The organism is Pseudarthrobacter niigatensis (assembly GCF_030812615.1).
In the GTDB taxonomy this organism is placed as follows: Bacteria; Actinomycetota; Actinomycetes; order Actinomycetales; family Micrococcaceae; genus Arthrobacter; species Arthrobacter niigatensis.
In genome coordinates, this window is sequence record NZ_JAUSTB010000009.1 from 26,504 (window position 1) to 49,407 (window position 22,904).

The 22,904-nt window shown below is 66.3% G+C and carries 19 protein-coding genes and 1 riboswitch; of the genes, 14 read left to right on the plus strand and 5 right to left on the minus strand.

Annotated features, from left to right (window positions below; all coding sequences use genetic code 11):
- Positions 1-58: 58 nt before the first annotated feature.
- Complete coding sequence (locus J2T23_RS13665; RefSeq protein WP_307360752.1) at positions 59-1,615, minus strand: APC family permease; 1,557 nt, start codon at positions 1,613-1,615, stop codon at positions 59-61.
- Between the two features lie 221 nt (positions 1,616-1,836).
- Between J2T23_RS13665 and J2T23_RS13670 the strand changes: the two genes are divergently transcribed.
- Complete coding sequence (locus tag J2T23_RS13670) at positions 1,837-2,316, plus strand: Dps family protein (RefSeq protein ID WP_307360754.1); 480 nt, start codon at positions 1,837-1,839, stop codon at positions 2,314-2,316.
- Between the two features lie 87 nt (positions 2,317-2,403).
- On the opposite strand, the gene J2T23_RS13675 is transcribed toward J2T23_RS13670, so the two are convergent.
- On the minus strand, positions 2,404-3,960 hold the full coding sequence (locus J2T23_RS13675; RefSeq protein ID WP_307360756.1) for an MFS transporter: 1,557 nt from the start codon (positions 3,958-3,960) through the stop codon (positions 2,404-2,406).
- 82 nt (positions 3,961-4,042) lie between these two features.
- On the opposite strand from J2T23_RS13675, the gene J2T23_RS13680 reads away from it, so the two are divergent.
- The 4 genes from J2T23_RS13680 (at position 4,043) to J2T23_RS13695 (ending at position 10,696) form a co-directional block, all read left to right on the plus strand.
- A complete protein-coding gene (locus J2T23_RS13680; RefSeq protein ID WP_141158060.1) occupies positions 4,043-4,579 on the plus strand; it encodes a TetR/AcrR family transcriptional regulator in 537 nt (178 codons plus the stop codon).
- A gap of 91 nt (positions 4,580-4,670) precedes the next feature.
- A riboswitch (glycine riboswitch) is annotated at positions 4,671-4,768 on the plus strand.
- A 193-nt stretch (positions 4,769-4,961) separates the two neighbouring features.
- A complete protein-coding gene (gene gcvP, locus J2T23_RS13685; RefSeq protein WP_307360760.1) occupies positions 4,962-7,820 on the plus strand; it encodes an aminomethyl-transferring glycine dehydrogenase in 2,859 nt (952 codons plus the stop codon).
- 12 nt (positions 7,821-7,832) lie between these two features.
- Positions 7,833-8,981 (plus strand): glycine cleavage system aminomethyltransferase GcvT, encoded by a 1,149-nt coding sequence (gcvT, locus tag J2T23_RS13690; RefSeq protein WP_307360763.1) that lies wholly within the window; start codon positions 7,833-7,835, stop codon positions 8,979-8,981.
- A 284-nt stretch (positions 8,982-9,265) separates the two neighbouring features.
- Positions 9,266-10,696 carry an L-serine ammonia-lyase gene (locus J2T23_RS13695; RefSeq protein WP_141158410.1) on the plus strand — a complete coding sequence of 477 codons (1,431 nt, stop codon included), beginning with the start codon at positions 9,266-9,268 and terminating at the stop codon, positions 10,694-10,696.
- 10 nt (positions 10,697-10,706) lie between these two features.
- Here the strand turns inward: J2T23_RS13695 and J2T23_RS13700 are convergent, their stop codons facing one another.
- A complete protein-coding gene (locus J2T23_RS13700) occupies positions 10,707-11,252 on the minus strand; it encodes a TspO/MBR family protein (protein WP_307360766.1) in 546 nt (181 codons plus the stop codon).
- A 120-nt stretch (positions 11,253-11,372) separates the two neighbouring features.
- Here J2T23_RS13700 and J2T23_RS13705 point away from each other — a divergent pair, with 120 nt between their 5' ends.
- The 3 genes from J2T23_RS13705 to J2T23_RS13715 all read left to right on the plus strand — a co-directional run bounded on the left by J2T23_RS13705 (position 11,373) and on the right by J2T23_RS13715 (position 15,467).
- A complete protein-coding gene (locus J2T23_RS13705) occupies positions 11,373-12,506 on the plus strand; it encodes a lipid II:glycine glycyltransferase FemX (protein ID WP_307360770.1) in 1,134 nt (377 codons plus the stop codon).
- Positions 12,507-12,628: 122 nt separating this feature from the next.
- The gene (locus J2T23_RS13710) at positions 12,629-13,945 is read left to right on the plus strand and encodes a peptidoglycan bridge formation glycyltransferase FemA/FemB family protein (RefSeq protein WP_307360773.1); all 1,317 of its coding nucleotides are present in this window, start codon (positions 12,629-12,631) and stop codon (positions 13,943-13,945) included.
- A gap of 34 nt (positions 13,946-13,979) precedes the next feature.
- Positions 13,980-15,467 (plus strand): threonine/serine exporter family protein, encoded by a 1,488-nt coding sequence (locus tag J2T23_RS13715; RefSeq protein ID WP_141158053.1) that lies wholly within the window; start codon positions 13,980-13,982, stop codon positions 15,465-15,467.
- A 6-nt stretch (positions 15,468-15,473) separates the two neighbouring features.
- On the opposite strand, the gene J2T23_RS13720 is transcribed toward J2T23_RS13715, so the two are convergent.
- Complete coding sequence (locus J2T23_RS13720) at positions 15,474-16,313, minus strand: siderophore-interacting protein (protein WP_141158052.1); 840 nt, start codon at positions 16,311-16,313, stop codon at positions 15,474-15,476.
- 13 nt (positions 16,314-16,326) lie between these two features.
- On the minus strand, positions 16,327-17,097 hold the full coding sequence (locus J2T23_RS13725; RefSeq protein ID WP_307360779.1) for a uracil-DNA glycosylase: 771 nt from the start codon (positions 17,095-17,097) through the stop codon (positions 16,327-16,329).
- 134 nt (positions 17,098-17,231) lie between these two features.
- Between J2T23_RS13725 and J2T23_RS13730 the strand changes: the two genes are divergently transcribed.
- The 6 genes from J2T23_RS13730 to J2T23_RS13755 all read left to right on the plus strand — a co-directional run bounded on the left by J2T23_RS13730 (position 17,232) and on the right by J2T23_RS13755 (position 22,896).
- Complete coding sequence (locus J2T23_RS13730; protein ID WP_141158050.1) at positions 17,232-17,561, plus strand: DUF3263 domain-containing protein; 330 nt, start codon at positions 17,232-17,234, stop codon at positions 17,559-17,561.
- Between the two features lie 52 nt (positions 17,562-17,613).
- Complete coding sequence (locus J2T23_RS13735) at positions 17,614-18,252, plus strand: LytR C-terminal domain-containing protein (protein ID WP_307360782.1); 639 nt, start codon at positions 17,614-17,616, stop codon at positions 18,250-18,252.
- 65 nt (positions 18,253-18,317) lie between these two features.
- Positions 18,318-18,524 (plus strand): cold-shock protein, encoded by a 207-nt coding sequence (locus tag J2T23_RS13740; RefSeq protein WP_307360785.1) that lies wholly within the window; start codon positions 18,318-18,320, stop codon positions 18,522-18,524.
- 29 nt (positions 18,525-18,553) lie between these two features.
- Positions 18,554-19,792: an ABC transporter substrate-binding protein gene (locus J2T23_RS13745; RefSeq protein ID WP_307360789.1), complete on the plus strand. Its 1,239-nt coding sequence runs from the start codon at positions 18,554-18,556 to the stop codon at positions 19,790-19,792.
- A gap of 290 nt (positions 19,793-20,082) precedes the next feature.
- Positions 20,083-21,717 carry a chaperonin GroEL gene (groL, locus tag J2T23_RS13750; protein ID WP_141158046.1) on the plus strand — a complete coding sequence of 545 codons (1,635 nt, stop codon included), beginning with the start codon at positions 20,083-20,085 and terminating at the stop codon, positions 21,715-21,717.
- Positions 21,718-21,885: 168 nt separating this feature from the next.
- Positions 21,886-22,896, plus strand: a complete 1,011-nt coding sequence (locus J2T23_RS13755; RefSeq protein WP_307360793.1) for a ribonuclease HI family protein — start codon at positions 21,886-21,888, stop codon at positions 22,894-22,896.
- The last annotated feature ends 8 nt before the right edge of the window (positions 22,897-22,904 follow it).

Sequence of the window (22,904 nt, forward strand, 5' to 3'; positions counted from 1 at the left end):
CGCCACACCGAAAAGGTGCCGGGCCCCGGTGGGGGCGCGGCACCTTTTGGGTTGGAAGTTATTCCGGAACCACCAGCGCGGGGGTGTCCTGCTTGAGGGTTTCGCCGCGGAAGAAGCCCGGGTGCGTACGGGACATGACCAGCATGACCACGGCGCCCAGGGCCAGGATGCCGACGCCCAGGATGAATACCAGGCCTATGCCAAACACCTCTGAACCGCTGCCAAACTCAGGTGCCAGGCTGTCCATGGCGGTCTGGACGAATACTACGAACAGCCCCACGCCGCCCATCACCGGGCACACCAGCCGCAGCACGAAGTGCCGCATGCTGTTGAACAGGCTGTAGCGGAAGTACCACGTGCAGGCCAAGGCGGTGAGCCCGTAATAGAAGCAGATCATCAGGCCCAGGGCCAGGATGGTGTCGTTCAGGACGTTCTCGCTGACCACATGCATGACTGCATAGAACCCCGCAGACATGACGCCGGCGGCGATGGTGGCGAAGCCCGGCGTGGAGAACTTGCTGCTGATGCGGCTGAAGGGTGCCGGCAGCGCGCCGTAGTGTGCCATGGCCAGCAGGCTGCGCGAGGGCGACATGAAGGTTGACTGCAGGGACGCGGCGGAGCTGGACAGCACGGCCAGGGACATCAGGATGGCGAATGGGCCCATGATGGGGGAGGCCAGCGCCGTGAAGATGTTCTCGTGGTTCTCGGCGTTGTTCAACCCGTTCCCGGTATCGCCGACGCCGGCGAACATCATGGTGGCGATGCTGACCAGCAGGTAGATGGCAAGGACGATGACGGCGGTCAGGGTACCGGCCACGCCGGCGGTCTTCTTGCCGTTGGCTGTTTCCTCGTTGACCGTCAGGCAGACATCCCAGCCCCAGTACACGAAAATTGAGAGGGAGATGCCGGCGGCGATCTGTCCGAACGTCTCGATCTTGGTGACGTCGAACCAGTCCCAGCTGAACGGGATTGCTGTTTCCGAGGTGGACCAGTTGGCGAAGGCCATGGCCACGAACAGGCCCAGCACCAGCAGTTGGAAGCCCACCAGGCTGTATTGCACCAGCTTGGTGGTGTGCAGGCCGCGGTAGCTGACCCAGACGGCCAGCGCCACGAACACGAAGCATGTGATGACGTTGAGCGCCTTGTTGTCCGCCAGGTCTGCCAGTTCGGGGGAACCGGTGAGCTGGGAGAGGAAGAGGTAGAAGAAGTCGACGGCGACGCCGGCCAGGTTGGACAGCACGATGATGTTGGCGGCGAGCAGGCCCCACCCGCCCATCCAGCCGATCCACGGACCGAAGGCCTTGGTCACCCAGGTGAAGGTGGTGCCGCTGTCCGGGGAGTCGGCATTGAGCTCCCGGTAGGCGAGCGAGACCAGGATCATGGGGATGAACCCAATGAGGAAAATGACGGGCAGCTGCAGGCCGGCTTCATTGACGGTGGGTCCCAGTGCGCTGGTGAGGGTGTAGGCGGGGGCAATGGTGGAAATACCCAGGACGACGACGGCCAGGAGCCCGAGCTGGCCGCCCTTGAGTCCCTTGGCGCTGACGCCGTCCGCGGAGGGCGCGTGCGCGTGCGGGCCGGGTTTGGCAGTACTGGTGCGGATTGTCTCTGTCATGGCACCACTTTCTGGAAGGCTGTGAGACGGAGGTCACTATATGAATGGCGTTCATTTAGTATGGGGGTGCCCCGCCTGTGATGCAAGACGCAATATGAATCACATTCGTTTATGACTGGTTTCCGAAATTAGTAAGCTCACTGAGAAATTGCCTTTTGCCCTGCCGCCGCGCCGTTCGGGGCTGGTAGCGTCTGCCGTACTGGACCAATTGAGGAGGATGCATGAAAGCTTCACCGACACTGACCAACAACCTGCAGGCCGTCCTGGCGGACCTGATCGAGCTCCACGTTCAGGGCAAGCAGGCGCACTGGAACATCGTGGGCACCAACTTCCGCGACCTTCACCTGCAGCTTGACGAGATTGTGGACGCTGCCCGCCAGTTCGCCGACGACACCGCCGAGCGCATGCGCGCCCTGCACGCGCTTCCCGACGGCCGCAGCGCCACCGTTGCCGAGACCACCAGCCTGGCCCAGTTCCCGGAAGGGCTGATCAGCACCGCGGATGCCATCGAGCGGATCGTCGCTGCCATGGAGGCAGCCGTGGGCACCATGCGCAAGGTCCATGACGAAGTGGATGAGGAAGACCCCACCTCCGCGGACCTCCTGCACGAGTTCATCGCCCGGCTGGAGCAGTTCGCCTGGATGGTGCAGGCGGAAAACATGAAGCCCAGCGCCAAGGTCACCGCGGCCGACTCCAAGTAGCGGGCAGTCCACACGGGCGTCCGGCACCGGCGGATCCCGCCGCGCCGGACGCCTGGCTGTTGTCCGGACAACACTGCGGATGTTCCGCTAAGCCGCTTTGGGCACTTTCCGGAGGACGACGGCGGCGAGCACTGCCGCCGTCGCCATGAGGACCAGCCCAATTGCCGCCGTAACATGCACGCCGGAATCGAAGGCGGCCGCCGCAGCGTCCTTGAGGGCTCCGGCGAGCGGTGCCGGCACCAGGTTGGCTGCGTCCACCGCACCGGCCAGCGTTTCCCTGGCGTTGTGCAGCGAGGTTCCGGGCAGCATGGCCTCCAGCCCCGCCGGCAGCCGGAGGTTCTGCTGGTAGGACGCGGTCAGGATGGAACCCAGCACCGCGGTCCCCAGCAGCGATCCCACCTCGTAGCCCGTCTCGGAAATCGCTGCCGCAGCGCCGGATTTCGCCGGCGGGGCCGAGCCGAGGATGAGGTCGTTCGAGATGGTTTCCGCCGTGCCTACGCCCAGCGCCAGGACCAGCAATGCTGCCAGCAGCAGGGGCGGGCCCCCGCCGTCGTTTCCGAACGCCACCATGCTGTAGCCGACGGCGCTGAAGGACAGGCCCGCGGCCACGACGTACCCCGGACGGACCTTCCGGACCAGCGGGACCACCACCAGCCCTGCCGTCACTGTGGCTGCCAGGGCCGGGAGCATGGCAATGCCCGCCGCCGACGGTGTCATCCCCTCCAGGAGTTGGAGGTGCTGGGCAAGGAAAAGGATGAACCCGTTGAAGGAAAACAGGGCCAAAACGTTGGCGCTGATGGCCATGCTGAACACCCTGTTGCGGAACAGTGACATGTCCAGCAGCGGGTGCTCCAGCCGGTGCTGGCGCCGCACGAACACAATGCCCATGGCCAGGCCGAAGGCGATGCTTCCCAGCCCGGCCGGCCCCGGACCTTCGGTGGCTACCGACTTTATGCCGTAGACCGCGGGCACCATGACCAGCATGGAGAGCAGGACGCTGGGAATATCCGCTCTTCCCGGCGCGGGATCCCTGGACTCCGGAATGAAGGCCGGCCCCAGCGCCAGCAGGGGCAGCATGAGTGGCACGGCCACCAGGAACACGGCACCCCACCAGAAGTGCTCCACCAGCCATCCACCGAGGATGGGGCCCAGGGCGGCGCCGCCGGAGAATCCGGCAGCCCAGATGGCAATGGCCATCCGCCGGCGGTTGGGCTCCGGGAAAATGTTGCGGATCAGCGACAAGGTGGACGGCATCAGCATGGCGCCGAAGAACCCGAGCGCCGCGCGGCCGGCGATCAGCCACTCCGGGGTGGGCGCGAATGCCGTGGCGGCGGACAGCCCTGCGAAGCCCAGGCTGCCGACGACCAGCAGCCGCCGCCGCCCAATCCGGTCGCCGAGGCTTCCCATTGATACCAGCAGCCCTGCCAGGACCAGTGGATAGGCGTCCACGATCCACAGCAGCTGCAGGCCCGTCGGTTCCAGGGCGCGGGCGATGGCGGGCAGGGCGAAGGTCAGGGCGGTATTGTCCACTGCCACCAGCAGCACGGGAAACATCAGCAGCCCCAACGCAAGCCAATCCCGCCACGGTGGCCGCATGGCGGAGCTGTCCCTTTGTACGGAGGCCGGGCTGATGGAGGTCGTCATGTAATAACTGTACCGTCTGGACGGTACAGTTTGAAACCGAAGCATTCCTTCTTCCCTGCCGGTGGAGGGCATGATGGAAGGCATGCCCCGAAAGCCTGTAGCCCGTGATGCGGTCCTTGACGCCTTCGAGTCCCTGCTGATCGAAGTGGGGGAGCGCGCTGCAACCCTCGACGCCGTAGCCCGTAAGGCCGGGGTGTCCAAAGGTGGCCTCCTCTACCACTTTCCCAACAAGGAAGCGCTCATCGCCGTGCTGCTGGACCGCCTTGAGGGGTTGGCCAAGGCGGATGCCGACGCGATGGCTTCGGCCAGCGAAGGTGCCGCCGCGTATTTCATCCGTTCCTCTGTCTGGGCGGATACTCCTCTGGACCGGGTCATTGTGGCCGCCACGCGGCTTGCCGAGGTGGCGCATGAGGAGACCCGCCGCCGGTTCGCCGCCATCCAGCAGCGGTGGCTGGACGAGATTGCTGCGGATGTGGGGCCCGGCCTGGCAAGGGCTGTCCTGTATATGGGTGACGGTTTGTACTTCAATGCCATGCTTTCCGTGGGCCCTGCGCCGGAAGGCGGAGCAGCCGCTGACGTGGAGGAACTCCTGGCCGCGTTGGAACGGCTCCGCAGGTAGTTTTCCATTTGCCGGAGGGCTTCTGGCGTAGGACAATGGAGAGTTGTGAGGGCTGTCACCGGCCGTCATGATCCAACAAATGAATAGCCTTTGATCTGCGGCGGGAGAGTTCTGCCGGAAGTACAGGCAGGCGCCGTAGGAGCAAATCCTCCCCAGGAATCTCGCAGGCCCCTGTACCGCCGCGGCGAGGCACCTCTGGAAAGCAGCAGGCAGTTGTCCGGCCTCCCTTGGGGGGAAGCGGGACGGCTGTTGTGCTCACCGACGGTGCAAGCGGTTCCTGCGCAGGCAGGCAACGCGGAAACTCTCAGGTCCAATACAGAGCGGGGAGGGACCCGAATAGCTGTGGCGTACCCTGCGCCGCCTGAATAAATGGAGTTCCTTCGTGTCGGTTACCCCAGCCTCCACCACCTTCGTAGACCGCCACATTGGCGCACGCCGCCAGGACGACGTCGACACCATGCTCAAAGCCGTGGGCTACGGCACGGTCGATTCCCTGGTGGACACGGCCGTGCCCAAGGTCATCCGCCAGGACACTGCCCTCCGCCTGCAGGATGCCCTCAGCGAGGTTGAGGTGCTTGCTGAATTGCGCCGGCTGGCCGCCAAGAACAAGACCGCGGTCCAGATGATTGGCCAGGGCTACTACGACACCATCACCCCTGCCGTGATCCGCCGGAACATCCTCGAGGCCCCGGCCTGGTACACCGCCTACACCCCGTACCAGCCCGAAATTTCCCAGGGCCGGCTTGAGGCACTCCTGAACTTCCAGACCATGGTCCAGGACCTGGTGGGCCTGCCCATCGCCAACGCCTCCCTGCTGGATGAAGCCACCGCCGTGGCCGAAGCGGTGCTGCTCATGCGCCGCGCCAACAAGACCAAAGACGCCCACGACGGCAAGACCGTCCTGGACGCCGACGTCCTGCCCCAGACCATTGCCATCGTCAAGGGCCGCGCCGAGGCGCTCGGCTTCGAGGTTGAGGTTGCCGACCTGTCCAAGGGCCTCCCTGAAGGTGCGATCAACGGGATCGTGCTCCAGCAGCCCGGCGCCTCAGGCCGGGTCTGGGATCAGTCCGCCACCATTGCGGCGGCGAAGGACCGCGGTGCGCTGGTTACCGTGGCCGCCGACCTGCTGGCCCTGACCCTGATAACGCCTCCGGGCGAGCAGGGCGCCGACATCGCCGTCGGCTCCACGCAGCGTTTCGGGGTGCCGCTGTTCTTCGGCGGGCCGCACGCCGCCTACATGGCCGTTCGCAAGGGCATGGAGCGTTCGCTGCCCGGCCGCCTGGTGGGCGTGTCCAAGGATGACTCAGGGATGCCCGCGTACCGCCTCGCGCTGCAGACGCGCGAGCAGCACATCCGCCGCGAAAAGGCCACGTCCAACATCTGCACCGCGCAGGCCCTCCTGGCCATCGTCTCCTCCATGTACGCCGTCTACCACGGCCCCGACGGGCTGAAGGCGATCGCGGAAACCGCCCACGGCCACGCGCGAACACTGGCGGCCTCGCTGGCGGGTGCCGGCGTGGAGGTGCTGCACACGAGCTTTTTCGACACCCTGACGGTCCGGGTCCCGGGACGCGCTGCCGCGATTGTCGCCGCCGCCGAAGCACGCGGGATCAACCTGCGTCCCGTCGACGCCGACACCGTGGGCATTTCCCTGGATGAAACCACGACGCCGGCCATCGTCGCCGAGGTTGCCGACGTCTTTGGCGCCACCGTTGCCGGGATCCGCGGCGAGGGCCGGGGCTTTGGGCTGGAGGCCGCCGTGGAGCGTTCCACCGACTACCTGCAGCACCCGGTCTTCAACACGTACCGGTCCGAAACCCAGCTCCTGCGCTACATCCGGAAGCTGTCGGACCGGGACCTGGCGCTGGACCGCACCATGATCCCGCTGGGCTCGTGCACCATGAAGCTGAACGCCACCGCCGAGATGGAAGCCATCTCCTGGCCGGAGTTCGCCTCCATCCACCCCTTCGCCCCGGACTCCCAGACCGAAGGCTGGCGCGAACTCATCGCGGACCTGGAAGCGGACCTGACCACGATCACCGGGTATGACCAGGTGTCCATCCAGCCCAACGCGGGCTCCCAGGGCGAACTGGCCGGGCTGCTGGCTATCCGCGGGTACCACCACTCCCGCGGCGAGCAGCAGCGCAACGTCTGCCTGATCCCGGCCTCGGCCCATGGCACCAACGCTGCCTCCGCCGTCCTGGCCGGCATGAAGGTCGTAGTGGTTGCCACCGCCGCGGACGGCACCATCAATCACGATGACCTGACGGCCAAGATCGAAGCCAATAAGGACGTCCTGTCCTGCATCATGATCACCTACCCGTCCACCCACGGCGTCTATGACGGGGACGTCCGGGAGGTTTGCGACGCCGTGCACGCTGCCGGCGGCCAGGTCTATATCGACGGCGCCAACCTGAACGCCCTGGTGGGCCTGGCCCAGCCCGGCCAGTTCGGCGGGGATGTGTCCCACCTGAACCTGCACAAGACCTTCTGCATCCCGCACGGCGGCGGGGGACCCGGCGTCGGGCCGGTCGCGGCGAAGGCCCACCTGGCACCGTTTATGCCCGGCGACGCGAACAAGGCAGCGCATGAGGAAGGCCACGGGGTAGCCATCTCGGCGTCCCGGTTCGGTTCGGCGGGTGTGCTGCCGATCTCCTGGGCCTACGTGAAGCTCATGGGCGGGGAAGGCCTGACCGAGGCCACCAAGGCAGCATTGCTCGCGGCGAACTACGTTGCCGTGCGCCTGAACGACTACTTCCCGGTCCTCTACACCGGCGAAGGTGGCCTCGTGGCGCATGAATGCATCCTGGACCTGCGCGAACTCACGGCCAGGACCGGCGTCACCGCGGAGGATGTGGCCAAGCGGCTGATCGACTTCGGTTTCCACGCCCCCACCCTGGCGTTCCCCGTAGCGGGCACGCTGATGGTGGAGCCCACCGAGTCCGAGGACCTGGCCGAGATCGACCGCTTCATCGAGGCCATGATCACCATCCGCAGGGAGATCGACCAGGTGGCCAACGGCGACTTTGCCGTGGCGGATTCACCCTTGCGGCGCGCACCCCACACGGCAGCCGCCGTCGTCAGCTCCGACTGGGACCGTGCCTACCCGCGCGAGCAGGCCGCGTTCCCTGCCCACCACAAGCAGGACAAGTACTTCCCGCCGGTGGGCCGGATCGACGGCGCCGCCGGAGACCGGAACCTCATCTGCTCCTGCCCGCCGCTCGAAGAGTTCGAAAACTGACGGACCGGCACCGTGACCGAGAAATACACCGCCCTTTACGACGAACACAAGAAGCTGCGCGCTTCCTTCACCGACTTCGGCGGCTGGCAGATGCCGCTCAAGTACAGCTCCGAACTGGCCGAGCACCACGCCGTCCGCAAAGCTGCGGGCCTGTTCGATCTCTCCCACATGGGCGAAGTCTGGGTCACCGGGCGGCAGGCTGCCGCCTTCCTCGACTTTGCCCTGGTGGGAAAGATCTCCGCCATGGCCGTGGGCAAGGCCAAGTACTCGCTGATCTGCAACGAGGACGGCGGCATCATCGACGACCTCATCACCTACCGCCGTCCCGCCGCTGAAGACGGCACGGACGTCTTCCTGGTGGTGCCCAACGCGGGTAACGCCGCAGTGGTGGCGGCAGCCCTTCAGGAACGCGCCGCAGGGTTTGACGTGCTGGTGGAGGACGCCTCGGCCCGTACATCGCTGATCGCGGTGCAGGGCCCCAAGGCCCAGGAACTCCTGTTGCGCCTGGTCCCGGCCGCACAACACTCCCTGGTGGTGGACCTGAAGTACTACGCCGCCGTGGAGGTTCCGTTCCTGGTGGGCGGGGCCGGCAAGGAACTCCTGCTCGCGCGCACCGGGTACACCGGTGAGGACGGGTTCGAGATCTTCGTGGCCAACGATGACGCCCCGGCACTGTGGCAGGCACTGGCCGCCATCGCCGACGACGGGGAACTGACCCCCGCCGGCCTCGCCTCCCGCGACTCCCTCCGCCTGGAAGCGGGGATGCCGCTGTACGGCAACGAACTGTCGCTGCAGGGTGACCCGTTCGCTGCCGGCCTGGGCCCCGTCGTCGCACTCTCCAAGGAGGGCGACTTCGTTGGCAAGGCCGCGCTGGCAGCAAAGAAGGAAGCCGGCGCCGGCAGCACCTCCGGCCGCCGCCTCGTGGGCCTCAAAGGCAAGGGCCGCCGCGCAGGCCGGGCCCACTACCCCGTACTCAAGGACGGGGACACAGTCGGTGAAGTCACCTCCGGCCAGCCATCACCCACCCTCGGCTACCCGATCGCCATGGCCTACGTCGACGTCGATTACTCGGCACCCGGCACGGCCTTGGACATCGATCTCCGCGGCAAGGCAGAACCGTTCGAAGTGGTCGACCTCCCGTTCTATCGCCGCGCCAAGTAGCTTTTGGTGCCCCTCCGTGGTCACCTTCGCGACGGCGGACTGGACATTTTCACGCCTGCTGCTCCTTCGTCGCTTTGACGCAGGCTTTCGAAAAGTCCGGCTCCGCCGGCCCTTGTGCGCACCCCGCCTTGGTGACGTGCTTGCGGAGTGGGCGGGGCATCCGGCAGCGTGCGTCTAAGGGAGCGTCACGTCCGCGCAGCGGGCGTCTTCGCGACCGAGCACGCAGAGGATGTCCTGCTCCCTTCCCACCCAACCAAACACCTGTCTAGTTAGGAACCGATCGCGTGGCTGTTGGCGTTTTTGATCTTTTTTCGATCGGGATTGGCCCGTCGTCTTCGCATACTGTGGGGCCGATGCGGGCTGCTGCTGTGTTCGCTGAGGAGTTGAAGGCCTCGGGGAAGCTGGCTGGGGTGGCGGGGTTGCGGGTGGATTTGTATGGGTCGTTGGCAGCGACGGGGCACGGGCATGGGACGATGACGGCGGTCCTGCTGGGCTTGGAGGGGTTCCATCCGGAGTTGATCCTGCCCGAAGAGGTCGAGGAGCGGCTGGCCTCGATCGCGGAGACCGGGGTCCTGAACCTGGCCGGGTCGGTGGCGCTGCCGTATGGGGTGAAGGACATGGTGTTGCGGCCGTTGACGGTGCTGCCGCGGCACACGAACGGGATGACGTTCACGGTCACCGACGCGCAGGGTTCGGTGGTGCACGCGGCGACGTTCTTCTCGGTCGGTGGCGGGTTCATCGTCCGGGAGGGGGAGGAGGACGCGGCGCAGCAGGAACTGGACGCGTCCAAGGACGGGCTGCCGCTGCCGTTCCGGACCGCGGCGGAGTTGTTGGCGCACTGCGCGGTGACCGGGCTGGGCATCGCCGACGTGATGTCCACGAACGAGTTGGCCTCCCGCTCCGGGGAGGAGATCCGTGCCGGGCTGCTGCACATCTGGTCCGTGATGGAGAACTGCGTGCAGACCTCGCTCAAACGCGAAGGGGTGCTGCCGGGCGGGTTGAAGGTCCGCCGCCGCGCCCCTGACTGGTACGAGCGGTTGAAGAAGGAAACCGCCCGCCCCGAAGACACCGGCCAGGACGGGCAGGACCACTACGACCCACGGTATTGGCAGGAGTGGGTTAACTTGGTGGCGTTGGCCGTGAACGAGGAAAACGCCTCCGGCGGCCGGGTGGTCACCGCGCCCACGAACGGGGCGGCCGGGATCATCCCCGCGGTGTTGTTCTACGCCCTGCATTTCGCCCCGGGCATGGACCAGGCAACGCAGGCGGACCGGGATGATGTGGTGGTGCGGTTCCTGCTCGCTGCCGGCGCCGTGGGGGTGCTTTACAAGGAACAGGCCTCGATCTCCGGGGCCGAGGTAGGCTGCCAGGGCGAGGTAGGCTCCGCGTCCTCGATGGCCGCCGCGGGCCTGGCCGAAGTCATGGGCGGCACCCCCGCCCAGGTGGAGAACGCCGCGGAAATCGCGATGGAACACAACCTGGGCCTGACCTGTGACCCGATCGGCGGGCTGGTCCAGGTCCCCTGCATCGAACGGAACGCGATCGCGGCCGCGAAAGCGATCAACGCCGCGAAAATGGCGCTCTGGGGCGACGGCACCCACCGCGTCTCCCTCGACGAAGTCATCATCACCATGCGCGAAACCGGCAAGGACATGAGCGACAAATACAAGGAAACCGCCATGGGCGGCCTCGCCGTCAACGTCGTCGAATGCTGACCCAAGGTGCCTAGTTGTGGACGGCCGCCCACCAGTTGAGGCTGGCCGCGAACACCAGCCATGAGATGTATGGCAGCAGGAGTAACCCTGCCATCCGGTTGATGGGACCGAAATGCAGCACCGTCACCGTAACGGCAGCAATCAGGGCCAGGATGATGGCCAGGCCCAGCCACAGCGCTGCCGTGCCAAGGGCAGGATAGAGGGCGAAGAACGCCGGGGTCCAGGCCAGGTTGAGGGCCAGTTGGATGCCGTAAACCACCATGGCCTGCCGTGTCCCATCGGCACGTTGGCGCCATACCAGCCACGCTGCAAGGGCCATTGCCGCATAGAGGATGGTCCATACGGGGCCGAACACACCATTGGGCGGGGACCAGGGGGCCTTGTCCGCGGCGGCGTACCAGCCCGTGACGTTTGCCGCCGAAGCGAGTCCGCCCAGCGCCGCCACGAGCAGTGAGGCCAGCAGGAAACCGGCAAGCCCAGCAGCCTGCACGGCTGCGCTGTACGGCCGGCTTCCGCCTCCCGCGGCAGCCATGCCTTGTTCCCCATCCAGCTTCATACCCCAACCCTTGTTGACCCTGCTGAGCTCCGTCAAGGTGGCTCGCCACAACGGGGTGGTGTCGCTCCAGGGATGCTGAAGAAGAGCCGGAGCCGCCCGAGGCTTTAGACTTGAGGCTGCATGTCCGCACGCATCCAGAAGTACCGAAACCGCGCACAAACCCGATTGGACACGGCCCCCTTGCGAGAATTCACCGCACGTTTTGCCACAGCCGAGGAAATTGAGAACTGGGACAAGCACGTCACGGCCAACCCGAACGGCGGCAACATGCTGCAATCCGCCGCCTACGCATCGGTCAAGAACGGAAGTGGCTGGAAAGTCCGGTTCCTGGTGCTGGAAGGCGGAGGGAACTCCAGCTACAACCTGGTCCTGGAAAAGAGCTTTCCCGTCCTGGGCCGGCTCTGGTACCTCATTAAGGGCCCTGACCTGGCAGGGGCAGCGGACCTGGGACCTGCCCTCGAAGCGTGCGCCCGGTTGGTCCGCGGCAGGAGGCTGAACGTCTTCACCATCAAGGTGGAACCGGACATCATCGACTCCGACGACGCGCGGCGGGAACTCGCAGCGGCCAACCTGGCCAAGGCCCCCAACATCCAGTCCAACGACTCCACCGCCCTGCTGGACATCTCCGGCACGGAAGAGGAAGTGTTCAAGGCCGTCTCCTCCCGCGCACGGAACGCCATCCGGCGTGCAGAGCGTGAGGGCTGCCAGGTGGTCCGGCAGGAGCATGGGCCGGAAACCTACCGGACGTTGTACGACCTGATGGCCAATACCGTCAGCGCAAAGGGATCCATGCCGCTCCGCAGCTACGACTACTACGCCCGGTTCTGGGACGAGTTCTGCAACCGCGGCCAGGGCAACTTCTTCTTCACCTACGAGGACGGAAAACCCAGCGTCGGCGCCTTCGTGATCAACTACGGTGCCAAGGCAACCTACAAGGACGGCGGCTCCACCCAGAACCGCAAGCAATACGGGGATTCGCACCTGGTGCAGTGGACTGCCATTAAACGGATGCAGGAACTCGGCTGCACGGAATACGACTTCTGTGGAACCCCGCCTGCTGAGCGCATCAAGGACAAGGCCCACAACCTCTACGGCATGGGGATGTTCAAGACCAGCTTCACCAAGACCGTCACCGACTTTGTGGGCTGCCACGACTACGTCCTGTCCCCACTCCGGCACCGGCTCTGGGTCAACGGAGGAGAAAAGGTGTTCCGCCGGATCGAAACCGCACGCACCGGCCAGCAGTTCTACTGACCAGCCCCCACCACGCGCCAACACCCAGGCACCCGCCGGGCCGCACCCCTGTGCAGCCTGCCCCGAATACCGTCCGCCCCGTGAGCCCCCCGGCCGCGAAGAGTCGAGAAGAAGGTCACCCCTTGAACACAGTTTCCGCCGCTACCGGGCTTCAGTACGCCAACCTCAGCGACGCCGACTTCGAGGCCTTCGCCCTGAAGCACCCGCAGAACAGTTTCCTGCAGTCCATCGACTTTGCCCGCTTCCAGCGCGCCCGTGGACAGCAGGTGGAACTCTTCGGAGTCCGGCGCGACGGCGAACTTGTCGCCGCCGGAAAGCTCAACTTCACCACCACCCGGCTGGGATACACCGTCTGCGAATGCGCCAAGGGCCCCCTCATGGACTACACGGACCGCGAACTGGTGGGCGCCGTCGTCGGGCTCCTCCGCAAGCATGCGGCCGGCCGCAAAGCCGCTGAGCTGCGGATCTCTCCCAACATCCGGTACATCGCCCGGGACGCCGACGGCGCGGAGCAGCCGGACGTCGAAGACAACCGGCCGCTGGTGGCAGACCTGGAGCGACTGGGCTTCCAGCACCAGGGCCTGGACATGAACTTCGTCAACGTCAACTGGATGTTCATCAAGAACCTGGTAGGGATCCAGGACGCCGAAGAACTGATCATGGGCACCAGCTACCGGACGCGGAAAGCCATCCGCAAGGCGGAGAAGAACGGCGTCTTCCTCGAACAGGCCACCCTGGAAACCCTCGAAGATTTCTACGGCGCACTGAGCCGCGCCGGCGACGAAAAGGGCTTCGTGTACCGCGAACGCGCCTACTACGAGAACCTGCTCCGCACCACCTCCGCGGAATTCACCAAGCTGATGATGGCCAAGATCGACATCCCGGCCTACCGCAAGTCCATTACCGAACGCCTGGCCGCGGAGTCAGCCACGGCAGCCGAACTCCGCCGCGAGGTTGAGGAGACAGGCAGCAAGAAGAAGGCCAACCGGCTCAAGGTGGTCCAGGACCTGGTGGACAGCTACGAGCGGAGCCTGAAGGACATCGAGCGGTTCCCCGACTCGGTCGGAACGGCAACCGTGGCAGCCATCCATTTTGTTTGCTACGGCGACGAGGTGGTGTGCGTCATCGGAGGCACCGTCCAGGACTACATCTACTTCAACGGCGCAACCTCCCTCTACTGGGGAATGATGCTGCACGCCCTGGAGAAGGGCTACCCGCGCTACAACTTCTATGGCACGTTCGGCATCTCCGGGCAGGACGAGGAAGGCCACGGCGGCTACGAGTTCAAGAAGGGCTTCGGCGGTGAGGTGGTCCAGCTGGTGGGCGACTTCGTCCTGCCGGTGCGTCCGGCCATCTTCCATGCCAACAAGCTCGCCAGGTCCGCCGCGGCGGCCGCCCGCACACTGCTGGGCAAACTGCCGCTGAAGCGCGCATCCTGACAGTCCATCAACCGCGCACAGGGAGGAACCGGGCATGACCAACCGGCCCGAACGGCCCGGGTCCAGGCCGACAACTGACGGCCTGCCCAAGACTGAACCGCTGACCCCTGCGCAGCTCCGGCAGGATGCTGCGGCCAAACGGATGCTGCGCCGCCTGGTCCAGGGCGAGAACCCTCCCACGGCTCCGTTAAGCATTGTGGACCGGCTGGCGGGCAGCCCGTACGCCAACCCCACCATCCAGGTGGGCGGCGTGGACACCTCAGCGCGCAAGACCTTGGACTTTGCCTTGCACCTGGCGGAAACCATGTTCCGTTACGGCGCCGGTGCCCTCGAAGTCGAAACCAGCATCATCGCGGTCACGGCCGCCCTGGGGCTGAAGAACATCGAGGTGGACATCACGAACCAGTCCGTAGGCATCAACTACGCACCCAAGGACCAGACTCCCATCGCCCTGCTGCGCGTGGTGAGGTCATGGACCAACAACTACGCGGGCCTGGCAAAGGTGCACCAGCTGGTCACCGACATCGTCGCCGGCGGCGTGGGCCGTGACGAAGCGATCCGCAGGCTCAACGAGGCCATCACCAGTCCCAAACCGTACCCCCGGTGGATGGTTACCGTGGCGTTCGGCATCTTCGCGGCGGTGTTCGTGGGAGTTCTGGGCGGCGGCCCGGTGTCATCGGCGATCGCGTTCGCGGCAAATATCGGAATCAGCCTGCTGGCCCGGCAGTTGGGACGCTGGCGGGTCCCTGACTTCTTCATCACCGCCAGCTGCTCCTTTGTGGTCACCATCCTGGCGCTGCTGTTGTGGCAGCTGGGGCTCACCACGTCACCGTCAATTGTGGTGGTGGGCGGCATCCTGCTGCTCCTGCCCACCGGCCGCCTGGTGTCCTCCGTGCAGGACGCCATCAACGGCTTCCCCGTAACCGCGGCGGGCCGGTTCCTGTCCACCCTCCTGACCTTCGGCGCCATCGTGGCAGGAATCGCCGTTGCCTTCGTCGTGGGGGAGCTCACCGGCCTGCAGCGCATCGACGTCACCCAGACTTTCCCGCCCGCCTACGACCTCTGGGTCCTCATTCTCTTCGTGGCCGCAGCGGTGATGGCCATCGGCATCACGGAACAGACCACCTGGAAGCTGTTGCTGCCCACGGCGGCCGTTGGCGTCGCCGGTTACCTGGTGCTGCTCGGCTGCGGAGTGTTGGGTATCGGCGACCGGTTCTCACCTGCCATCGCCGCCGTCGTCATTGGCCTGCTGGCCCGGGTGGTGGCACTGCGCATGGGCGCACCGCAGCTGGTAGTGGCGGTGCCCGCGGCACTGATCCTGCTGCCTGGCCTCACAATATTCCGGTCAATGTACGTGCTCACCGTTGAGGAATCAGAGGTCCTGGCGGGCGCCGGCGGGATGCTCAGTGCCGGTGCCATCGTGCTGGGCACGGCAGGGGGCATCGTCCTGGGCGACGTGCTGGCCCGCCCCCTGACCCGCAGCCTTGCCAGCAACGAGCGGCGCCGGGCGCGCCGCCGCTAGCAAAACCTAGATCTGGCCGACCGGAAGTTTCTTTTCAGCCTGGAACACGTCCTCCACCCGGCCCTGCGCCCAGTAACCGGAGAGGGACACCTGGCCGCGTTCGAGGCCGCGCTGCTTGAACAGGACCTCCCGCAGCGCCTTCATGTAGCCGCGTTCGCCGTGCGCAAAGACGTCCACCATGCCGCTGGGCCATTCGGCGTCCGCCACGGCCTTGACCAGCAGGTCGCTGGAACCGGCCGGGGTGCCGTTGCGGGGCAGCCAGGTCACCTGCAGACCCGCAGGCGCCGAAAGGGGCTGGATGTCGGCTTCGGAGCCCACCTCCAGGAAGGCAAGGCCGGTTGCCCCGGCCGGGAGGGCCTCGATGCTGGCGGCGATGGCGGGCAGGGCCGCTTCGTCACCGGCAAAGAGATACCAGTCGGCCCCGGGATTGGGATTGTACGCACCGCCCGGGCCGGTGAACGTTAGGGTCTCGCCCGGCTGGGCCTTGGCCGCCCAAGGACCGGCGAGCCCTTCGTCGCCGTGGACCACGAAGTCGATGGCCAGTTCCCGGGTTTCCGGGTCCACCCAGCGGACCGTATAGGTGCGGGTGAAGGGCCACTGGTCGCGCGGCATGGTTTCCCGGACAACCTCCAGGTCCAACGGGGAGGGGTACTGCACGTCCGGCTGCGGGAAAATGATCTTCACGTACCGGTCAACGAACCCGTTGTTGATGAAGTCGCCGAAACCCTCTCCGCCGGCAACGATCCGGACCATGTGCGGGGACAGCTGCTCCTTGCGCAGTACGGTGAGGTTGACCTGCGGACGGCTCTTCTTGGTTGCGCTGGTGGCGGCGGGGACAGTGCTCATAGGGCAAGCCTAGCTAGGGCAGCGGCGGGAGTTCCCAGGTTACGCCAGATGCCCCTTGTTCCCGGAGCAGTTGGTTCACCCGGCTGAACGGCCTCGAGCCAAAAAACCCGCGGGACGCGGACAGGGGACTGGGGTGGGCGCTGGCGACGGCCGGGGCGCCGGCAAGCAGCGGCCGGACCCCCTCAGCCTCCTTGCCCCACAAGAGGGCCACCAAGGGCAAGCCCGTCCCGTCCGGGGCTTTCCGTGCGGCCAGCGCCGTGACTGCCGCCGTCGTAATTTCCTCCCATCCCTTCCCGCGGTGGGAGCCGGCCGCACCGGCCCTGACGGTCAGGACCCGGTTCAGGAGCAGCACGCCCTGCTGCGTCCACGCCGAAAGGTCGCCATGGACGCGCGGGGGAATGCCCAGATCGGATTCCAGCTCCCGGTAGATGTTTACCAGGCTGCGGGGGAGGGGGCGGGTGCGGGAGTCGACGGAAAACGACAGGCCGACGGCGTGTCCAGGCGTGGGGTAGGGGTCCTGGCCCACGATGAGGACCTTCACACCGGCGAGCGGCTGGCGGAAAGCGCGCAGGACGTTCGACGGCGCCGGCAGCAGCTGGTGTCCGGCCGCCTCCTCGCCTGCCAGGAAGGCCAGCACCTTCCGCAGCTGGGCTTCCACGCCCTGCAGTGCCGCGGCCCAGTCCGGAGCCATGAGCTCTGCCAGCGGCAGCTCGGCCAGGCCGGCGAAGCTGAGCGTGTCCGCCGGGTCCTGCTGGAGCTCGAACAGCGCATCCGATTCAACCATCGTTCCATTGTCGCAGGGACCATGTGGAGACCAGGCACCGTGCGGCGGCGGCCCGGGGCGCCGAATGACACTGCTGTTATTCGGCGGCTAGCATAGGGGTAAGACATTGACCGTAACCAGCGAAGGAGTGCGCCGTGGCGGAACCGGCCCGGGAACACCTGCCGGAGCAGGATCCGCAGAAGTCCCTCCTGGCGGATTTCATCCTCCGCGAGTCCTCCCTGTCGGAGCGCGAACAACAGATGCTGGCGCTGGAACGGCAGTGGTGGAAGTACGCGGGAGCCAAGGAACAGGCCATCCGCGAGCTCTTTGACCTCTCCGCAACCCACTACTACCAGCTCCTCAACGCACTGATCGACCGCGAGGACGCCGTGGCCCACGATCCCATGCTGGTCAAGAGATTGCGTAGACTACGTACGTCGCGCCACCGTGCACGTACTGCCCGGCGCCTGGGATCCGACGCTTAGAGACGCCCCAGGCCGGGACAACAGCCGCAATCAACAAGGATGTCCTTCCACCATGACCAGATACGCCCGCGATGAATTCGACAAGGTCCCCGAGGCCGCGTCGCGACAAGGTGTCCACCGGACGGCTTCGGCCCCGTCCCGGGTACGGCTTTGGCCCATCCTGGCGGTGGGAATGGCAGCCCTTGCCATTGGGCTGGTGTCCTTCCTGATCCTTCCCAAACTCGGCTTCAACGCCAACGCGAGCCAGGCATCGGCAAGCGTGGAGTCAGCTCCGCTGGCCGGCACCGGATCCACGCCCACGGCCACGCAGGCTGCCGGCTCCGCCGCCACGGGGACACCCACGCCGTCCCCCTCTGCCGGGCCAACCCAGGTCAGCGAGCCAGCGCCCACGTCGTCGGCCACCCAGCAGGCCGTGGTCGACAGGACGCAGGCAGTGGCTGTCTATAACGCCGCCGGTACGGCCGGGCTGGCCAGCCGGGTGGGCGGCACGGTCCAGGCCGACGGCTGGCGGCTCGGCCCGGTGGGCAACTGGTCCGGCGCCCCGCAAAAGTCCTCCGTGATTTTCTATGCCGGCCCCCAGCAACTGGCAAGCGCCCAGGAACTCGCCGGGCTGTTGAATATCCCCACCGTTGTGAGCAGTACCGAGTTCCAGGTACCACTCGTCGTGGTCCTTGGCCCGGGTTACCGGTAGCCGCACCCCGTCCAGTTACGCCGGTCTGGTCTCCACCCGGCCCCCGATGGAAAGAGTTGTTGATCATGGCACTGGGAACCGTCAAATGGTTCAACGCTGAAAAGGGCTACGGCTTCATCACCGTTGACGGTTCCGGTGACGACATTTTTGTCCACTGGTCCGCCATCCAGGGGGAGGGCTACCGTGCCCTGGCCGAAGGCCAGCGGGTCCAGTTCGATGTCGGCGAGGGCGAAAAAGGTCCGCAGGCTGAAAACGTCCGGCCCGCGCAGTGATGCCCGCATTGCGTCCCGGAGCCCGAGCCATGCCGGTACTCGCGCTGTCCCTGGGAGCCGTCCTTTCGCTGGGTGCATGCGCCGGCACCGGCGGCAACGCCAGGGTGGAACCTGCCGAGGCTTCCGGCGACGGTGTGCTCCGGGTGGGCGTCATCCTGGACAACTCCGGTGACAACGCCTTCCTCAACGCCCCGCAACTGGCTGCCGCCAAGCTTGCCATCCAGGACATCAACGCCGCCGGCGGACATAAAGGCCGGCCAGTGGAGCTCCTTCCGGTGCACCAGGACCAGGACACGGCGAAGCAGGCAAGCGACGCAGCGGCCGCCAAAGCGGACGTGGTGATCGGGCCCACCGACTCCAGCCACGCCCCGGCAGCAGCGGACATCCTGTCCCGCGCACACATCCCCCTGATCTCGCCGGCCAATACCGCTGCCGGTCTTTCCGGGCTGGCGAGCGGAGGCTACTACTTCCGGACCGCAGCGGCCGACGTCGCGCAAGGACCCGTGCTGGCCAAACTTGCCAAGGACGCCGGCGCCGCCACGATCAGCGTGCTGTACCAGGAAGGCTCCTACGGCAAGGACCTCTCCGGAGCAGTCTCGGAGGCAGCCAAAGGGGCCGGACTCACGGTCCTGCCCGGCGCCCGTTTCAAAGCCGGTGCTGCCGCCGAGGCCGCCCGCTCCGCGTCCAAGGCCAAGCCGGACGCCGTCGTCGTGATTGCCCGCGAGGGTGCACGGGACGCCCTGGTGGAGCTGAACAGTGCAGGCGTTGCCGGCTCCCGGATCATCCTCAGCGACGGCGCGTTTGCCCGCTACGGGTCCGGGCTCGCACCCGGGACACTCGAAGGTGCCCGCGCCGTCGTGCCCGGGCAGTTGCCCGGCGCTGCGTTCCAGGCGAAACTGCTGGCCGTTGACCCGGCACTCAAGGATGTCTCCTTCGCCGCTGAAACCTACGACGCCGTCACACTGGCGGCCCTGGCCGCGGCCCGTGCACAGGATGACGCCGGCCGCTCCATTGCCGCGAACCTGGTCCCGGTCTCCGGGGGAACGGCTTCCTCCGGTGCCGGCGCGCCGGCCGCCCCCTGCCTGAGCTACAAGGAGTGCCTCGGTGGTCTCGCAGGCACCCCGGACATCAATTACGACGGCGAATCGGGCCCGGTTGCCTTCGATTCCAATGGGGACATCACCTCGGCCGCTTTCTCCGTGTACACCTTCGGGGCCGACAACAACCCCTCTCTGTCCGGCCGGGAGACGGCGGGCCACTCCGGCTGATCGCCCTGGGCGAAGCGGACCCTGCCTGCGGGGCGTTACGCGTCTTTTCGCTTGCACTCTCACCTGGGGAGTGCTAATTATTGACTTAGCACTCTGACGTACCGACTGCTAAAGCAACGCCTGGTTCCGGCCGGCAGCGCACGGCACCGGTCGACGAGCGAAAGAAACACCTCACTTCAGTGAGATCCCCGCCCGGAGGCATACAGAGGCCCCCGGCAAAGGATCGTCCGTCGCGGGCACTGCAGCGAAGGTTCATTCTTAACGACTGTCCCGAAAGGACTATTGCCGTTATGGCCAAGATCATTGCATTTGATGAAGAGGCACGCCGCGGCCTTGAGCGTGGCCTGAACACCCTCGCCGACGCCGTTAAGGTCACCCTCGGCCCGCGTGGACGCAACGTCGTCCTCGAAAAGAAGTGGGGCGCCCCCACGATCACCAACGATGGTGTCTCCATCGCCAAGGAGATCGAGCTGGACGATCCTTACGAGAAGATCGGCGCCGAGCTGGTCAAGGAAGTTGCCAAGAAGACCGACGACGTTGCCGGTGACGGCACCACCACGGCAACCGTCCTGGCCCAGGCCCTGGTCAAGGAAGGCCTGCGCAACGTTGCTGCCGGCGCCGACCCGCTGTCCCTCAAGCGCGGCATCGAGAAGGCCGTTGACGCCGTCACCGCCGAACTGCTGAACTCCGCCAAGGAAATCGAAACCAAGGAAGAGATCGCGGCCACCGCCTCCATCTCCGCCGGTGACGACGAGATCGGTGCCCTCATCGCCGAAGCCCTGGACAAGGTGGGCAAGGAAGGCGTCATCACGGTCGAGGAATCCAACACCTTCGGCCTGGAGCTGGAACTCACCGAAGGCATGCGCTTCGACAAGGGCTACATCTCCGCCTACTTCGTCACCGACGCTGAGCGCCAGGAAACGGTCCTCGAGGATCCGTACATCCTGATCGTCAACTCCAAGATCTCCAACGTCAAGGAACTGGTTGCTGTCCTGGAAAAGGTCATGCAGTCCAACAAGCCGCTGCTGATCATTGCCGAGGACATCGAGGGCGAGGCCCTGGCCACCCTGATCGTGAACAAGATCCGCGGCACCTTCAAGTCCGTCGCCGTCAAGGCTCCGGGCTTCGGCGACCGCCGCAAGGCCCAGCTCGCCGACATCGCCGTCCTCACCGGCGGCCAGGTCATCTCCGAGGAAGTTGGCCTCAAGCTGGAGACTGCCGGCCTGGAGCTCCTGGGCCAGGCCCGCAAGGTAGTTGTCACCAAGGACGAGACCACCATCGTCGAAGGTGCCGGCGACGCCGACCAGATCGCCGGCCGCGTTTCCCAGATCCGCGCCGAGATCGAGAACTCCGACTCCGACTACGACCGCGAGAAGCTGCAGGAGCGCCTGGCCAAGCTGGCCGGCGGCGTTGCAGTCATCAAGGCCGGAGCCGCAACCGAGGTTGAGCTCAAGGAGCGCAAGCACCGCATCGAAGACGCAGTGCGCAACGCCAAGGCTGCCGTTGAGGAAGGTATCGTCGCCGGTGGCGGCGTGGCCCTGATCCAGGCCGGCGCCAAGGCATTCGCCAACCTGCAGCTCTCCGGCGACGAAGCAACCGGCGCCAACATCGTCCGCGTTGCCATCGACGCGCCGCTGAAGCAGATCGCCTTCAACGCCGGCCTCGAGCCGGGCGTTGTGGTCGACAAGGTCCGCGGCCTGCCCGCCGGCCACGGCCTGAACGCAGCAACCGGCGAGTACGTCGACCTGCTGGCTGCCGGCGTCAATGACCCCGTCAAGGTGACCCGCTCTGCCCTGCAGAACGCGGCCTCCATTGCCGGCCTGTTCCTCACCACCGAAGCAGTGGTTGCTGACAAGCCGGAGAAGGCTGCAGCACCCGCCGGTGGCGACGACATGGGCGGCATGGGCGGCATGGGCGGCTTCTAAGCCTCCCGGCCGGGACCTGCCCGCCAAACCGCAAAGTGCGGCCCCCTCTTCGGAGGGGGCCGCACTTTCCGTTATGGCGGGGATCCTGTTGCGGCCGGAACCGCATCCGGTGGACACCCCGCTGCGGAGGCAGGGCCGGGTGTCGGCCGCTTCTGGCAGGATGGACCAGTGACGATTACTGCAGCGGCTGATGGTTCGGCCTTGGGAAACCCCGGCCCGGCCGGCTGGGCCTGGTATGTGAATGACGATTGCTGGCGTGCCGGCGGCTGGCCCCACGGGACCAACAACCAGGGGGAGCTGATGGCTGTCCTTGACCTCCTGCGCGCTACCGCGCACCTGCCGGGGGAAGACCTTCGCATCCTCTGCGACAGCCAGTACGTGATCAATTCCATTACCAAGTGGATGCCGGGATGGAAGCGCAAAGGATGGCGCAAAGCCGATGGCAAACCCGTCCTCAATGTGGAACTGCTGAAGGAACTCGACCGCGAACTGGCCGGACGCACCTACACGTTCGAATGGGTCAAGGGCCACGCCGGGCACGACCTTAATGAAGCTGCCGATGAACGGGCCAGGGCCGCGGCCACGGCGTACCAGCAGGGAGTGGCGGCACGGTCCGGCCCCGGTTTCCCCGGCGGCCATCACCCGGGGGCCTCCGAGCGCCCGGCGGCGGCCCGGGCGGCGCGAGGCGCAGGCTCCCCGCCGGCAACGCTGGATATCCCGGCCGCGGCGCCGGCCCGTTCCACGGCGCCGGTGTCTTCCTACGAGGAACCTGACCTGTTCAGTGAACTGGACAATGAAGCCCTCGAAGCGTCCGAAGCAACCCAACAGGCGGGCTCCATACCGCCGGAAGCGCTGGTGGAGGAGCTCGAACGTGAGCTTCTGGGCCCGCTGGTGCGCGGGGACATCGGGCGGACCGCCGTCCTCCTCCATCCGGACTTCATGGAAATCGGAAGTTCGGGAAGGGTGTGGACCCGGGATGCCATGATGATGGCACTGGAAGAGGACCCGGGGGAACGGACCGACATCGAAATCCTGGGTGCTGACCGTATCGGCACCAGCGCGGTCCTGCTGACGTACCGAAACTTTGCGCGTACCGGCACGACGCTCCGCAGCTCACTGTGGGTCCTGGACGGGGAACGGTGGCGGCTGCGGTTCCACCAGGGAACCCCGGAGGCCTGACCGGCAGG